Here is a 13,652-nt window from a genome sequence, read left to right as displayed (position 1 = left end):
TTGAATCGGGCGTTACTTTGAATCGGTCAGGAGTCCGTTGAACTCATTGGTGTACAGCTTCTTGGCGTCCAGGTCGGATTTGATGATGCCGGCGGACTTCAGGTACTCCTCCCAGCGGGTGAAGTCCTCGTCCTTGATCTCGCCCTTGGCGGGGACGCCGACGCTCTTCCAGTACTGCAGGGCGGCGGGGTTCTCGTTGCGGCCGCGTTCCTTCAGGATCTTGGTGAGCCGGGCAATGACTTCCTTGCGGGGCGTGCTCCGCTCCCACTCGATGGCCTTCGCCACGCCCGTGGTGAACGTCCGGACCGTGTTGGGGTTCTTGGCGAGGAAGTCCTCCCGGAAGACATATGGTCCGCCGGCAAACGTGCCGAACAGGTCGAAGTCGCTGAAGACGGACCGCAGCCCGCCGTTGGCGATGGCCTTGTCCTGCAGGATGCTGCCCAGCGAGCCGGCGTCCACCTGGCCGCGGCGGATGGCTTCCTCCGTGTCGTTCGGCGGAACCACCACGAGCTGGACCTGCTTGATCTCGTCCGCGCTCAGGCCGTTCTTGCGGAGGTAGGTGTTGATGACCGCCTCGGAATGCGCGCCGAGGGTGTTCACGGCGATCTTCTTGCCGATGAAGTCCCGGGCAGTCCTGATCGGGCTGTCTTCCTTCACGTAGAAGCCGTTAAAGGTCTTGCTGTCCTCGCCGTAGTAGTTGATGACGGCCTTCACCGGAGCGCCGGCCTCCACGAGCTTCACTACGGCGCCGGCGAACGCGCCGCCGAAGTCGGTCTGGCCCGTCGCCGCGGACTGGATGTCCTGCGGGCCGCTGATGGTGTTGCCCACCCAGTTCAGCTTGACGTCGCCCAGGTAGCCGAGGTCCTGCGCCAGCTCCGGAAGCGTGACGTTGTTGGCCCAGCCCTGATAGCGGAGCTCTTTCACTTCATTGGCACCGGCGGCCCCGGTGGCGGCCGTGCTGTCGCCGGCGGCGCTCCCGCCGCAGCCGGACACCGTCAGGGCGATGACGACGGCGGCCGCAGCACTCAGGATGGTCAGGTGTCGTTTCATTGGGGGGTTCCTTCAGGGGGTTGGTTGGCTGGTGAGCCAGGTTCTTGGCGGCCGCTGTAACGGCCGATGAATCGATGTAAGCGCACTCGACAGGGCCCGGAAAAGTGCCCAGGTCACGGCGGGCAACCGTTGGAAATCCGCGGAAATACGGCGCAACAGCGGGTCATGAGGCGCCCCGTTGCGGCCGGTGAATCTCCATGACGGGCGGTGCCCGGGCGTTGTTCCGACGGCGGTAGACTGTGGCTTTTGTTCGTAATGGTCTGCCCGGCGGGGTTGATCTGCGTCGCGCACACGGGCGCGCGCCCGATACGGTAGAACCATGACGTCTACTTCCACAGCCGAGATCACCCGGCACGAACGCAATATCCCCGCCGAGATCGCCCGGTCGTGGCTGCTTGTCAACGCAATGAAAACCGAGCTTTTTGACCAGTCCGCTGTGTCCCGCGCGGACTCGATCATCCTCGACATCGAAGACGCCGTTGACCCCTCGCAGAAGGACGTTGCCCGCGAGAATGTGGTGAACTGGCTCTCCGGCGGAGGCCGTGCCTGGGTTCGGATCAACGACGCCACCAGCAAGTTCTGGGCCGACGACCTCGCGGGCCTGCGCGGCACGCCGGGGCTGCTCGGCGTCATGCTGGCCAAGACGGAGTCGGCCGACCAGGTCACCGAGTCCTTCCACCGCATGGACGGCAAGACGCCGGTCATCCCGCTCGTGGAATCCGCGCTCGGCATCGAGGAGGCCAACCACATCGCCAAGGCCCAGGGTGCGTTCCGCCTGGCCTTCGGTTCCGGCGACTTCCGCCGCGACACCGGCATGGCGAACACCCAGGAGGCCATGGCCTACCCGCGCGCCAAGCTCGTCGTCGCCAGCCGCGTGGGCAACTTGCCGGGCCCCATCGACGGACCCACTGTGGGCACCAACCACCCCATCCTGCGCGAGCAGACCGGCGTCACAGTGATGATGGGCATGACCGGAAAGCTCTGCCTGGCCATCGACCAGACCAGCGTCATCAACGAGGTCATCAGCCCCACCCCGTCGGACGTCGCCTGGGCCACCGACTTCATGGCCGACTTCGAGGCCAACGGCCGCGTCATCCGCGACGGCTCCGACCTGCCCCGCCTCGGCCGCGCAGAGAAGATCATGAAGCTCGCGGTAGCGTTTGGCGTGCAGCCCGCGCTCTAGCCCGCATCAGCATCACCAGGAGACCCCGTGACCGATCCCGTTATCTGGTGCACGGGGTCTTTTGGGATGGGCCGCCGGCCGTGTCCACAGCGTCCGACGGCGGCAGGCCGGTTCTCCGCCTCCAGTACCGTCCCGACGGGTTCAGTGAGATGACGCTCGACCCGGCCGGCCTGCGGGACTATCTCATGCAGCCGCACTGGCTCTATGTGGCCACGTTCGCCAACGGTGCCAGCAAGATCGGCACGGCCTCGCAGCCGCGCAAATGGAACCGGCTGGCTGAGCAGGGTGCGGTGGTTGCCCGTTACGTAGCGCTGGCGGAGGACGGGCGGGTGGTGCGCGTCCTGGAGGACCTGGCCACGAGCGAAGCGGGCCTTGCCCACCAGGTGCGCGGCGCGGCGAAGGCTGCCGCCCTGACGGACCCGCTGGGGGAGTACAGCTCGGAAGTGCCGGCGGTGCAGGAAGCACTTTTCTGAGGGCATCCAGCCTGACTGGGTAAACTGGCCCGGTGCTGCACGAATTCTGGGCCACCGCGCCCAAGTCCTACAAAATCCTGGTCTTCGCCGCGATGGGCCTCATCGCCGTCGGTCTCATCCTCAACATCGCAGGCAATGCCGCCGGCAACCAGGGGCTCATGGTCGGGTCGCTGCCGGTGATCGGCCTGGGCCTGGTGCTGCACATCGTCGGTCTAGTGGTCCGCGGCCAGAGTGTGCGGAAGAACATTCCCAAGTAGGAAACCCGCCGGCCCCGATAGGCTTGAACCCATGACTATCAATCCTGACCTGCAGGGCCGAAGCTACCCTGCCGCAGAGGTGTATGACGTCGGCCGCGAGAAAATCCGCGAGTTCGCCCGCGCCGTCAAGGCCACCCATCCCGCCCACTTCGACGTTGACGCCGCACAGGGCCTGGGCCACCCCGACCTCGTGGCACCGCCCACGTTTGCCATCATCATCGCCCAGCGCGCCGACGCCCAGCTGATCGAGGACCCGGCGGCCGGCATCGACTTCTCCCGCGTGGTCCACGCGGACCAGCGGTTCACCCACCACCGCCCGATCTTCGCCGGCGACCGGCTCGTCGCCGAACTGCACGTCGATGGCGTGCGCGCCATGGGCGGCGGCGCCATGATCACCACGCGCAGCGAGATCTTCGCGCTCACGGACGGGGACGGGCGCGAGCCGGTATCCACCACCAAGTCATCCATCCTGGTCCGCGGAGAGGGACAGTAGCCATGAGCCCCACATTCGAAGAACTCAGCGTCGGCCAGGACATCGGCAGCCGCAGCATCCAGGTGACCCGGCAGGACCTGGTTAAGTACGCCGGCGCCTCGGGCGACTTCAACCCCATCCATTGGAACGAGGCCTTCGCCACGGGCGTCGAGCTTCCCGGCGTCATCGCCCACGGCATGTTCACCATGGGTGCAGCCGTGCAGCTGGTCAGCGACTGGGCCGGTGACCCGGCCGCCGTCGTCGACTACCAGACCCGCTTCACCAAGCCGGTGCTGGTCACGGACACCACGGGAACCGGCGACGCCGGTGCAGTGATCGACGTCAGCGGAGCCGTCGGCGCGCTGGATGCCGGCGCCCGCACCGCGCGCGTGGACCTCACTGTCGTGTTCGACGGGCAGAAGGTGCTGGTGAAGGCCCAGGCCCTCGTCCGGTTGGCCTGACGCGATGCTGTTCTGAGGTCCGGCGCCTTCCTGGGGCGGAAGCCAACCTCAGGCGCAATGCCGTCCCTGTTTCTGTTCCCTATAGGCTGGACTGGTGACCTCCCCAATGCTTTCCGATCTGACCACGGCCGCCGTCGGCGGTCCCGCCGGCAATTACGTCGAGGCGCGCACCGAGGCTGAGATCATCGAGGCGGTGCGCGCCGCGGACGCCGCCGGTGAGCAGCTGCTGATCATCGGCGGCGGGTCCAACCTCCTGATTTCCGACGACGGGTTCCCCGGAACCGTCCTGAAGATCGCCTCCGAGGGGTTCACCGTCAATGCCGAGGACTCCTGCGGGGGCGTGGCAGTGGTGGTGCAGGCCGGACACAACTGGGACGCGCTCGTGGAGCATGCCGTGCTGCACGCCTGGTCCGGCATCGAGGCGTTGTCCGGGATCCCCGGGGCCACCGGGGCCACGCCGGTGCAGAACGTCGGCGCCTACGGCGCGGACGTTTCGCAGACCATTGCCGCGGTCCGCACCTGGGACCGGGAGCGCAACGCCGTGAAGACCTTCACCAACTCGGAGCTGAAGTTCGGGTACCGCGATTCCATCCTCAAGCAGACCACCGTGAACGGCTCTCCGCGCTACGTTGTCCTGACCGTCGAGTTCCAGCTGCCGCTGGGGCGCATGAGCGCACCGATCCGCTATGCGGAGCTGGCGCGGGTCCTGGGCGTCGAGCAGGGCCAGCGGGCCTACTCCAACGACGTCCGCCGCGAGGTCCTGCGGCTGCGCGCCTCCAAGGGCATGGTGCTGGACCCAGCGGACCGGGACACCTACTCCACGGGTTCGTTCTTCACCAACCCGATCGTCCCGGCCGACGTGGCGGCAGGGCTTCCGGAATCCGCGCCACGCTTCCCGGGCGGCGCCGACGGGCAGGTCAAGTTGTCCGCGGCCTGGCTGATCGACCACGCCGGCTTCGGCAAGGGCTTCGGGCTGGAAGCCGGGAGCGTCTCCGGCGGCCGGGCCTCGCTGTCCACCAAGCACACGCTGGCCATCACCAACCGCGGCTCGGCCCGGGCCGCCGATATGTTGGCGATCGCGCGCGAGGTGCGTGCCGGCGTCGCCGGGCGTTTTGGCATTGAGCTGCACCCCGAACCGCTCCTGATCGGCCTCACGCTCTAGCGGTGCGGGCGCCTGCTCCTTTCCCGGGCATCCTAGGATGGGCTCATGGCAGCTGCGGTGAAGACCAGGGTTTCGCCCAAGGTGATGGGCCGGTTAAGGCTGGCGTCGCAGGGGCTGCTGGGGTCCGGGTTCGGCGGCGTGCCGGAGGCCGTCCGTGCGATGACCGCGATGCAGGCCCAGGACCTCCAGTCGGCGCTGTGGGCCGTGGGTATCCGGGTTCCCGGCGCGGGCCTGAGCGACGTCCGCCGGGCTTTGGATGACGGGTCCGTAGTCCGGTCATGGCCGATGCGGGGCACGCTGCACCTGCTGGCGCCCGAGGACCTGCGCTGGATCCTGAACATCACCACGGCCCGGATGATCCAGGGCACCGCCGGCCGGCACCGGCAGCTGGAAATCACCGGCAGCGACGTGGAGGCCTGCCGGGAGACGGCCCTCGGCCTGGTTGACGGAGGACGGGCCGCCACCAGGGAAGAAGTGTTCGCGGCGTTCGAGGCCGCCGGGCAGGCCACCAAGGCCCAGCGCGGGGTCCACCTGCTGTGGATGCTCTGCCAGAGCGCCTCGCTGGTGCAGGGGCCGCTGGACGGCAACCAGCAGAAGTTCGTTGCCTTCGACCGGTGGATAACGTCCTCACGGGACCTGGGCCGCGAGGAGGGGATCGCGGAGCTGTTGCTGAGGTACCTGCGCGGCCACGGGCCCGCCACGCTGCGAGACTTCGCCTGGTGGTCCGGCATCCCTTTGACGGAGGCGCGGCGGGCCCTGCCGGCGGTGAGCGGCGGGTTGGTGGAGCTTGAGCACGGCGGGACCCAGTACTGGCTCTCGCCGGAGGCCGCGGCCCTGCTTGACGCCGGTGTTCCGGGCCAGCGCTCGGTGCTCGCCCTTCCGGGGTTCGACGAGTTCGTCCTCGGCTACACAGACAGGAGTATCGTGCTGCCGCCCGAGCACGCGCAAAAGATCGTCCCCGGGGGCAACGGGGTGTTCAAGAAAGCCATCGTGGCTGGCGGCGAGGTGACCGGAACCTGGGTAAGACAGGGGAGCGGGCGGAAGGCCGCCGTCGTACCCGTTCCCTTCGACGACACGAAGCCCCTGGGCCCGGCCGCCCTGACCGGCTTCCGCCGCGCTGCCGAGCGGTACGAGCGGTTCCTCCTGTCCTGACCGGTGAGGAAGCGTCGGGTGGACGCAGACGCAAAACCGGCCCCGCTCCGCATGAACGCCCCGGAAGGGACAGGTCGTGCGGGGCAGGGCCGGTTAACGTGAAGCCTGGTTACAGCGTGCCGGTGGCGATGTTGAGCATGCGGCGCAGCGGCTCGGCGGCGCCCCAGAGGAGCTGGTCGCCCACGGTGAAGGCGCTGATGTACTGCGGGCCCATCTCGAGCTTGCGGATACGGCCCACCGGGATGTCCAGGGTGCCGGAGGCAGCCACCGGGGTGAGCTCGGCCATCGACGCTTCCTTGGTGTTGGGCACAACCTTGGCCCATTCGTTGTCCTCATCGAGCAGCTTCTCGATTTCGGCAACGGAGAGGTCCTCGCGCAGCTTGAGCGTGAGCGCCTGGGAGTGCGAACGCATGGCGCCGATCCGGACGCAGAGGCCGTCCATGATGATGTGGTTCTCCTCGGAGGTGCCGAGGATCTTGTTGGTCTCAACACCAGCCTTCCATTCTTCCTTGGACTGGCCGTTACCGAGATCGGCGTCGATCCACGGGATGAGGGAGCCTGCCAGCGGCACACCGAACTGGGTTGCATCGATGCCGGTGCGCTGGTGGGCCAGCACCTTGCGGTCGATGTCCAGAATGGCCGACGCGGGGTCACGCAGTTCCGTGCTGACCTCGGCGTTGAGGGTCCCGAACTGGCTGAGCAGTTCGCGCATGTGACGGGCGCCGCCGCCGGAGGCGGCCTGGTAGGTCATGGACGTGCCCCACTCGACGAGGCCGTTCTTGAAGAGCCCGCCGAGGCCCATGAGCATGCACGAGACGGTACAGTTGCCGCCGATGAAGTCCTTGACGCCGTTGGCCAGTCCCTTGTCGATGACGTCGCGGTTGATGGGGTCAAGGACGATGATGGAGTCATCGTTCATGCGCAGGGTGGAGGCGGCGTCGATCCAGAGGCCGTCCCAGCCCCGGCTGCGCAGCTCGCCGTGGACCTGCTTGGTGTAGTCCCCGCCCTGGGCGGTGACTATAATCGGCAGCTTCGCCAATGTCTCGACATCGAACGCGTCCTCGAGCTTGCCGGCCCCGTCAGCGAAAGTCGGGGCGGCACCTCCCGCGTTTGAGGTGGAGAAAAATACCGGGTTGATGCTGGCGAAGTCGCCCTCGTCCTGCATGCGCTGCATCAGGACGGAGCCGACCATGCCGCGCCATCCGACCAGGCCGACGGAGGGGGTAGCTGCTGTAGTCATCCAGCCAGTTTATCTTCGTATTTGGCAGGCCGCAGTCGGTTACGTCACTGCCGCTGCCGCGCTGGACGCAGAGATGTCAGTCGACGGGCCGCGGAAGGTTGCGGGCTTTGCGTAGCTTCTCGGCCCTGCGTTCCTTGGCGTACGCGGACCACGCCGCCAGGGGTACGAGAATTCCGACAGGCACCACCCACCAGACCTCGCCCAGGATTCCCCACGTACCGTCGAGCGCGATTCGGGCAATGCCGTAGACGATCCCGCCGGTGAACAATGAGGCAAGAATCGCCAGGAAGAGCAGCCCGCCGGAGCTGTTGACGGGCTTGACCAGGCCGTGGCCGTCGTCCTTGCGGACGCCATATTCCGCCGGCGTGTAGGCCACCATTTCGCCGTTCCCGGCCCGGCGGTGAATCAGCTTGTCGTCGGGGGTCTGCGACGGAACGTAGCCCGGCTCCTGTGGGACACCCTCGCTACGCCTCGCCACGGGCATCCTCAATCGCCGCCAGCAGCCCGGCATCGTCCAGCCCTGCTGTTTCTGCTACCGCGTCCTTGTCGAAATCGGGAACGCCGGTGGTCCAGGAGGTCTCCTCACGGCGGACCAGCAGGTGCTGCTCGGAAGCCAGGGTCTTGAAAACCAGGTATGCGGAGGCGCCACGGTTTTGTTCGACGTGCTGGCGGATCACCCGGAGTGTCGCCTCCGCCGAGGAGATGGCGGGATCCTGGGCGAAGACGAACCAGGTGCCCAGGAGCCGGGGCTGGAGCATCAATGAAACGCCTGGTGCCTCCAGCATTGCCACGTTGTCCATTGTTTCGCCGGTCAAGAGGGAGATTTCCGTCCACCGGGTCGCCCGTCCCAGCGCAGTGGCGACGGCAGCCGCCACACCTTTCACGCCCAGGTCGCCGTCGTCATCAACCGCAGCCAGGTCGCGGGCCAGCAGCGAAGACGCGCCGGCGGTGGCCAGGGTGACGTCGTCGATCATTTCCTCAGCACGGAAGACGCTGACTGAACGGTCGCGGGCGGGGCCTTCAAAAACGTTCAGCAGGTAGGCGAACTCGCCCACGCCGAAGCCGATGACGTCAGCGCCAAGGCGCGGTTCCTGCTGGGTTGGGTCCTGAACCGTCATGCTTGTCTCCTAATCGCCGAATCCGAAGAACTTGCCCACGGACTTGCCTGCATCCACCAACGTATCCTTCGTGTCGCTGACGAACTTTCCGGGGTCCTTCACGGCGTTGACGACTCCTTCGCCGATGTTCTTGCCAACGCTGCTGATGGTGTCCCAGTTCTCGTACACCGCTATGCCGACGCTGGCGACCTGGCAGACGGTCCCGGCGGGAGGCGGCAGGAAGCACCCGACACCCAAGAGCCCCTTACCCGCGCTGGCCAACCCGCCCTTGATGTCGCCGTCGGAAAAGCTCTTTACGGAGTCATAGGCGCTGAAGCCGACGCCCGCCCAGCCAAGTCCCCGCGCCAGGCCCGACTTGCCGAGCCATTCGAGCTTGGTCCCGGCCCCGATCCACGGTTTCTCCTCGAGGAGGGGACCGAACTTGGAAAGGACGCCAATGTGTTTGTTCAGATTCTTCAGCGACGCAATGTCAGTGGCCTTGTCGATCAGCCCGAGTCCGCGGTGGGCGGACGCCGACCCCTTGAGCAGGTCGTCCAGGGCGGAATTGCCGAGGAGCCGGTGTGCAGCAAAGCCGGGGCCTCCGATGCGGTGGCTGCCCTGCAGGAACGACTTGATGAAATCTGCCCGCTGGTTCTTTAGCACCCAGCCGTACTGCCCGAGGTGCTTGGCCAGGGTGAACGGAGCCTTGATGAACTTGTGCAGGGTCATGCCCGCCCTGAGCGCCCCAATGCCCCCGAGCAGCACGCCGCCCAGTGTTCCCGCCAGCGAGCCGCCGGGATCGCCAAGTGTGACGGGGCCGCCGCCAGAGCCGGGGGCGGCGTCGCTGGCCTTCTCCTGTTCGTTGGCGTTGTCCAGGAGCTTCCGGGACTCGTCCTTGAGGGCGCGCGCAGTCCGCTGGATGAGCGCCCGGTGGTTGCCGTTCCAGTCCGAGCGGAACTGGGTGGCGTCGTTGCCCTTCCAGGAAGGGTTGTTGTTGATCTGGTTGGTGAGCTGGGATGACGTCTGCAGCAGGGTGTCGGAGACCTTGCCGAACTGCTGCGCGAGTGTGCGAAGCTGCGCGACGTCGGCGCCCCACAAGTTACCTGTCACTGCGGCATCATCCCCCAAAATCCTGACCGTTCCGCGCTGGCACGGTTGCTGCTAAGTCCAGCCATCACTCTAGTTCGGGCCCAAGGCCGCCGCGATGGGCAGCACTCCCCATGCTGGCGCTAGGGGTGGTCGGGCTCTACTGGCGGTCGGGTTCTTCCAAGAGCGCGTTCTTGCGGGCGCGCAGGGCAAAGAAGGCGCCGAAGGCGAACGCCTGCGTCACCACCACCAGCACGATGATGCCGGCGATCTTGTTGCCGCCCAGGATCATGGTCAGGCCCACGATCGCGGACAGCAGTGCCAGCAATGGCAGCAGCATGTAGCCGAGCACGAAAAGGGTTTCGGGTTTGCGCAGCATCTTCTAACCTTCCGAGCGGTTCCACTTGGTGAACCGGTAGCGGGTGCCGTTGGCCCCGGTCAGCCAGCCGTCGGAGGGCACGGACGTGCCGGCCACCCAGCCGTCGCCGAGTTCCGGGGCATAGGTGTCGCCGTCGGCGTCCACATCGATGGTGGTGACCACGGCGACGTTGGCCAGGTCCGTGGACTCCTTGAAAATTTCGCCGCCGCCGAGGATCCAGACTGCTTCGCAGCCCGGGGCAAACTGTGATTCCAACAGGGCATCGTCGAGGGATTTGACGACGACGGCGCCCTCCGCCTCGGGCGTGCTGCCCCAGTTCTCCTGCCGGGTGATGACGATGTTGGTCCGGTTGGGCAGCGGACGGTACTTCTCGGGGAAGGAGAGCCAGGTTTTGCGGCCCATGATGACTGGGTGGCCGGTGGTGACCCGGGTGAAATGCTTCAGGTCCTCGGGCAGGTTCCACGGCATGTCGCCGTCCTTGCCGATGACGCCGGCAGGCGTCTGTGCCCACACCAACCCGATCCCCGACATCCCCGCGGCGATCTCATCGCTGAAAGCCTGCCCGTCCATAGTGCCCTCCGTGCTCATACGGCGATCGGCGCCTTGATCGTGGGGTGGTGCCGGTAGCCCACCACTTCGAAGTCGTCCAGGGTGTAGCTGAAGATCGACGCCGGCCTGCGGGTGATCTTCAGCTGCGGGTACTCGTACGGTTCCCGGTCCAGCTGCTTCAGGACCTGGTCCATGTGGTTGTCGTAGATGTGCACGTCGCCGCCGGTCCAGACGAATTCGCCGGGCTCGAGTCCGGTCTGCTGCGCTAGCATGCAGGTCAGCAGCGAGTAGGAGGCGATGTTGAACGGCACGCCCAGGAACATGTCCGCGGAGCGCTGGTACAGCTGGCAGGAGAGCTTGCCGTCCGCAACGTAGAACTGGAAGAACGCGTGGCAGGGCGGCAGTGCCATGTCCTTGAGCTCACTCACGTTCCAGGCGGAGACGATGTGCCGGCGTGAGTCCGGGTTCGACTTCAGGTTTTCCACGAGTTCGGCGATCTGGTCGATGTGTCCGCCGTCCGGCGTGGGCCAGCTCCGCCACTGGACGCCGTAAACCGGCCCGAGTTCACCCTCGGCGTCGGCCCACTCGTTCCAGATGGTCACGCCCTGGTCCTGCATCCACTTCACGTTGGAGTCGCCGCGGAGGAACCAGAGCAGCTCGACGGCCACGGATTTGAAGTGCACCCGCTTGGTGGTGATCAGCGGGAAGCTTTCGCTCAGATCGAAGCGGATCTGCCGCCCGAAAACGCTGCTGGTTCCGGTGCCGGTGCGGTCTGATTTGTGCGTGCCGTTGGCCATGACGTCGCGCAGAAGGTCTTCATAGGGCGTTGGGGTGCTCACGCGTCCAGTCTAGTCGGAGGGCCGCCGGAGGACCTGAAGGCAGGCCGCGGCGGCGCTGCAGGCTGACACGGAGGAGCGCAAGAAGCTCCTCGTCGGGCAGGCCCGCCTTGGTTCCGGCCGTGATGAGGCGCTCGACGGCGGCACCCAATTCCGCTGCGGCCGCACCCGGACCGGCGGTACTGGAACCGGCCCCTCCGGAGGCGGGCACGCCGGCTTCCGGCACACCGTGTGCCGGAAGCCCGACGACGACAGTTCCATTTCGGCGCCGGGTTTCGATCAGCCCGCCCTGTTCAAGTTCCTTGTACGCCCGGGCCACGGTCCCGGCGGCAAGGCCTAGATCGGCCGCCAGACGGCGGACTGCCGGCAGCCGCGTCCCGGCTGTGAGCCCGCCCGCGGCGATCAGCGCGCTGATCTGCAGCCGGATCTGCTCGTACGGGGGAGTGGGGGAGCTGAGGTCCACCGAAATGCCGGCCGTCATCGCGCAGGTTCCACCCGTGCACGCCGAGCGGCCGGCACGCTCCTCGGGCCGAAGGAGGTCACGCGGATCAGGGAAAGCACCACGGCAGCCGACACCAGCACGTACCCGGCGGCGGCCGCAGCCGCTTCCCACAGTTCCGCCGGAACCGCCTGCGTTCCCAGCAGCACACCCCACGCCCGGTTTGCCGATATCAGCAGGCCGCCCGCCTGTGCCAGCAGCAATGCGGCCAGGATCCGCATAATCCTGTTGAGCGTGACGGCGCGGAGCGCCGCGTCCAGCCCTTCATCCGACGTGACGATGCCGCGGCGCCGGCGCACGGCAAGGGTTGCGGGCACAGCCGTGACGGCGACGGCGGCAGTTGCCACCGCCGTCGGAATCCAGCCCGGGACCACAGGCGTTCCGGACGGAAGTGCTGCTTCTCCCACGGAGGTCATCACGATCACGACTGCGAGCAGCAGCAGGCCAATGATTGCGGCGGTGAGGAGGGCCGGCGCCACCGGCTGGACGGGCCAGCCACGGACTGCCGAGTCCGTACCGTAGTTCCGATCGAGGAGAAGCTCGCCGCCCAGGATGGCCAACAGGACGCACGCGGCCATCACAGCTGAGATGACGGTGGCGAGGAGCGGACTGGTGGAGCCCAGAAGGATCAGGACGGCAATCCCCGGCGCCACTGCTGCCAGCCCGAGGAGGGCTCCGAGGGACACGGTGAGCACCCCTGCTGGGTGCTTCTCGCTGCGGAGGTTCCGGACATTTTTCCGGCCGGACGACGAAGCCCGGCCCCGGACATTGCGGTTCTGGACACTGGCCAGCTGCGGCGGCTGCCACAGCCACATCACGAAAAGCACCACCACCGGCACCAGCCCGACGGGGTTGATCCATGTGGTGGTAACTGCCGGATCCGGACGGGTGGCGTAGTTGCCGGCGATGGCCGCGAGCCCCGCAGCAATGGTGGAGACGGTCCGCAACAGACGGTTCATCGCGATAGTGCGGAGGACGACGTTGTCGCCGGCATCCAGTGCTTCGAGCTGCCGGCGGCGGGAAATCAGCCACAGCACGAGAGTGGTTCCGGCCGCCAGTAGCAGGAGGGCGGCGCCAAGGCAGGCCGCCAGTTCGGTGCCGGCAATACGTCCGTCGCCGCCCACCGTGGGACCCGGTTCCCCGTATGGCGGGGAAGCATACGGCAACGGACGGTATGCCTGCTGCGTGGCCGCCCACGCGATGGCTGCGCCGGCGCCAGCGAAAATACCGAGCGTCGTCCAGGCGAGCTTGCGCGGTAGAAAATCCCTCACCCGGCGGACGGACAGGGTTGCCAGCCGGCGCGGACCGCGGGGACCCGGATAACTGAGCTGGCCAAGGGCGTGGACGCCGAGGGAGCCGGCTATTGGCCACGCCAGCGCCCCCAGGATGTCGGCAGGTTGCTGCAGGGACGGTGTCTGCGGGTTGAGCGGGATGATGCCGGCGTTCGCTGCTCCCTGCAGCGTGCTTGCCAACCAACCGACAACGCCAACCCAGAGCGCGTGGTCCGAAACTGACTTGGGCGACGTGCCGCCGCCCGGCGCCCAGACTACCCAGCGCAGTAATCCGTAAATTCCCGTTGCAGCCAGCAGCGGTCCCAGCAGCGCCATGGGCGGCGACTCAAACTGTATTGGCATCAGATCCCCCAATGATCCCCAAAGCGCCTGTCCTCCAGCGCCATCTTTGTACCAAGTATTTGATACAAAGGTGGCACCGTCAACGAGGGCGGCGTCAAGGCGAGGGGCGGGCGTCTAAGCGG

General features: G+C 67.0%; 16 protein-coding genes and 1 pseudogene. 7 read left to right on the top strand and 10 right to left on the bottom strand.

The window, feature by feature from the left end:
• Positions 1 to 12: 12 nt before the first annotated feature.
• Entirely contained in the window at positions 13 to 1,050 is a 1,038-nt protein-coding gene (locus tag AC5RWD_RS05145) for an ABC transporter substrate-binding protein (protein ID WP_494018982.1), read from the bottom strand.
• A gap of 319 nt (positions 1,051 to 1,369) precedes the next feature.
• Between AC5RWD_RS05145 and AC5RWD_RS05140 the strand changes: the two genes are divergently transcribed.
• From AC5RWD_RS05140 to AC5RWD_RS05110, 7 genes and pseudogenes are all read left to right on the top strand, one after another.
• Positions 1,370 to 2,233 (top strand): HpcH/HpaI aldolase/citrate lyase family protein, encoded by an 864-nt coding sequence (locus AC5RWD_RS05140; RefSeq protein ID WP_306924976.1) that lies wholly within the window; start codon positions 1,370 to 1,372, stop codon positions 2,231 to 2,233.
• 11 nt (positions 2,234 to 2,244) lie between these two features.
• Positions 2,245 to 2,655, top strand: a pseudogene (locus AC5RWD_RS05135) (DUF2797 domain-containing protein); the annotation flags it as partial.
• Between the two features lie 83 nt (positions 2,656 to 2,738).
• The gene (locus AC5RWD_RS05130) at positions 2,739 to 2,963 is read left to right on the top strand and encodes a DUF3188 domain-containing protein (protein WP_494018981.1); all 225 of its coding nucleotides are present in this window, start codon (positions 2,739 to 2,741) and stop codon (positions 2,961 to 2,963) included.
• A gap of 31 nt (positions 2,964 to 2,994) precedes the next feature.
• Entirely contained in the window at positions 2,995 to 3,456 is a 462-nt protein-coding gene (locus AC5RWD_RS05125; protein ID WP_494018980.1) for an FAS1-like dehydratase domain-containing protein, read from the top strand.
• Between the two features lie 2 nt (positions 3,457 to 3,458).
• On the top strand, positions 3,459 to 3,896 hold the full coding sequence (locus AC5RWD_RS05120; RefSeq protein ID WP_494018979.1) for a MaoC family dehydratase: 438 nt from the start codon (positions 3,459 to 3,461) through the stop codon (positions 3,894 to 3,896).
• Between the two features lie 94 nt (positions 3,897 to 3,990).
• Positions 3,991 to 5,058 (top strand): UDP-N-acetylmuramate dehydrogenase, encoded by a 1,068-nt coding sequence (locus AC5RWD_RS05115; RefSeq protein ID WP_494018978.1) that lies wholly within the window; start codon positions 3,991 to 3,993, stop codon positions 5,056 to 5,058.
• A gap of 45 nt (positions 5,059 to 5,103) precedes the next feature.
• On the top strand, positions 5,104 to 6,210 hold the full coding sequence (locus tag AC5RWD_RS05110; protein WP_494018977.1) for a winged helix DNA-binding domain-containing protein: 1,107 nt from the start codon (positions 5,104 to 5,106) through the stop codon (positions 6,208 to 6,210).
• A 109-nt stretch (positions 6,211 to 6,319) separates the two neighbouring features.
• Here the strand turns inward: AC5RWD_RS05110 and asd are convergent, their stop codons facing one another.
• The 9 genes from asd to AC5RWD_RS05065 all read right to left on the bottom strand — a co-directional run bounded on the left by asd (position 6,320) and on the right by AC5RWD_RS05065 (position 13,530).
• Positions 6,320 to 7,450 (bottom strand): aspartate-semialdehyde dehydrogenase, encoded by a 1,131-nt coding sequence (asd, locus tag AC5RWD_RS05105; protein WP_494018976.1) that lies wholly within the window; start codon positions 7,448 to 7,450, stop codon positions 6,320 to 6,322.
• A 76-nt stretch (positions 7,451 to 7,526) separates the two neighbouring features.
• Positions 7,527 to 7,928 carry a hypothetical protein gene (locus tag AC5RWD_RS05100; protein WP_494018975.1) on the bottom strand — a complete coding sequence of 134 codons (402 nt, stop codon included), beginning with the start codon at positions 7,926 to 7,928 and terminating at the stop codon, positions 7,527 to 7,529.
• Entirely contained in the window at positions 7,915 to 8,568 is a 654-nt protein-coding gene (locus AC5RWD_RS05095; protein WP_494018974.1) for a hypothetical protein, read from the bottom strand. The genes AC5RWD_RS05100 and AC5RWD_RS05095 overlap by 14 nt, the downstream gene beginning before the upstream one ends.
• Positions 8,569 to 8,577: 9 nt before the next feature.
• Positions 8,578 to 9,657 carry a WXG100 family type VII secretion target gene (locus AC5RWD_RS05090; protein WP_494018973.1) on the bottom strand — a complete coding sequence of 360 codons (1,080 nt, stop codon included), beginning with the start codon at positions 9,655 to 9,657 and terminating at the stop codon, positions 8,578 to 8,580.
• Positions 9,658 to 9,793: 136 nt separating this feature from the next.
• A complete protein-coding gene (locus AC5RWD_RS05085; RefSeq protein WP_494018972.1) occupies positions 9,794 to 10,012 on the bottom strand; it encodes an NF038396 family protein in 219 nt (72 codons plus the stop codon).
• 3 nt (positions 10,013 to 10,015) lie between these two features.
• On the bottom strand, positions 10,016 to 10,600 hold the full coding sequence (locus AC5RWD_RS05080; protein ID WP_494018971.1) for a dihydrofolate reductase: 585 nt from the start codon (positions 10,598 to 10,600) through the stop codon (positions 10,016 to 10,018).
• Positions 10,597 to 11,400, bottom strand: a complete 804-nt coding sequence (locus tag AC5RWD_RS05075) for a thymidylate synthase (protein WP_494018970.1) — start codon at positions 11,398 to 11,400, stop codon at positions 10,597 to 10,599. The genes AC5RWD_RS05080 and AC5RWD_RS05075 overlap by 4 nt, the downstream gene beginning before the upstream one ends.
• Positions 11,378 to 11,878, bottom strand: a complete 501-nt coding sequence (locus AC5RWD_RS05070) for a GntR family transcriptional regulator (protein ID WP_494018969.1) — start codon at positions 11,876 to 11,878, stop codon at positions 11,378 to 11,380. The genes AC5RWD_RS05075 and AC5RWD_RS05070 overlap by 23 nt, the downstream gene beginning before the upstream one ends.
• Positions 11,875 to 13,530: a hypothetical protein gene (locus AC5RWD_RS05065; protein WP_494018968.1), complete on the bottom strand. Its 1,656-nt coding sequence runs from the start codon at positions 13,528 to 13,530 to the stop codon at positions 11,875 to 11,877. Before AC5RWD_RS05065 ends, AC5RWD_RS05070 begins: the two co-directional genes overlap by 4 nt.
• Between the last annotated feature and the right edge of the window lie 122 nt (positions 13,531 to 13,652).

It is taken from the genome of Arthrobacter sp. CMU6 (assembly GCF_059090205.1).
The sequence above is the reverse complement of the archived record's forward strand: the minus strand, read 5'-3'. Positions and strand labels throughout refer to the sequence as shown.

What these genes read in the sequence shown, in the direction of transcription:
- AC5RWD_RS05070 (WP_494018969.1), bottom strand. Translation starts at nt 11,878, where the DNA reads ATGACGGCCGGCATTTCGGTGGACCTCAGCTCCCCCACTCCCCCGTAC.
- AC5RWD_RS05085 (WP_494018972.1), bottom strand. Translation starts at nt 10,012, where the DNA reads ATGCTGCGCAAACCCGAAACCCTTTTCGTGCTCGGCTACATGCTGCTG.
- AC5RWD_RS05065 (WP_494018968.1), bottom strand. Translation starts at nt 13,530, where the DNA reads ATGCCAATACAGTTTGAGTCGCCGCCCATGGCGCTGCTGGGACCGCTG.
- asd (WP_494018976.1), bottom strand. Translation starts at nt 7,450, where the DNA reads ATGACTACAGCAGCTACCCCCTCCGTCGGCCTGGTCGGATGGCGCGGC.
- AC5RWD_RS05095 (WP_494018974.1), bottom strand. Translation starts at nt 8,568, where the DNA reads ATGACGGTTCAGGACCCAACCCAGCAGGAACCGCGCCTTGGCGCTGAC.
- AC5RWD_RS05140 (WP_306924976.1), top strand. Translation starts at nt 1,370, where the DNA reads ATGACGTCTACTTCCACAGCCGAGATCACCCGGCACGAACGCAATATC.
- AC5RWD_RS05125 (WP_494018980.1), top strand. Translation starts at nt 2,995, where the DNA reads ATGACTATCAATCCTGACCTGCAGGGCCGAAGCTACCCTGCCGCAGAG.
- AC5RWD_RS05120 (WP_494018979.1), top strand. Translation starts at nt 3,459, where the DNA reads ATGAGCCCCACATTCGAAGAACTCAGCGTCGGCCAGGACATCGGCAGC.
- AC5RWD_RS05110 (WP_494018977.1), top strand. Translation starts at nt 5,104, where the DNA reads ATGGCAGCTGCGGTGAAGACCAGGGTTTCGCCCAAGGTGATGGGCCGG.
- AC5RWD_RS05145 (WP_494018982.1), bottom strand. Translation starts at nt 1,050, where the DNA reads ATGAAACGACACCTGACCATCCTGAGTGCTGCGGCCGCCGTCGTCATC.
- AC5RWD_RS05080 (WP_494018971.1), bottom strand. Translation starts at nt 10,600, where the DNA reads ATGAGCACGGAGGGCACTATGGACGGGCAGGCTTTCAGCGATGAGATC.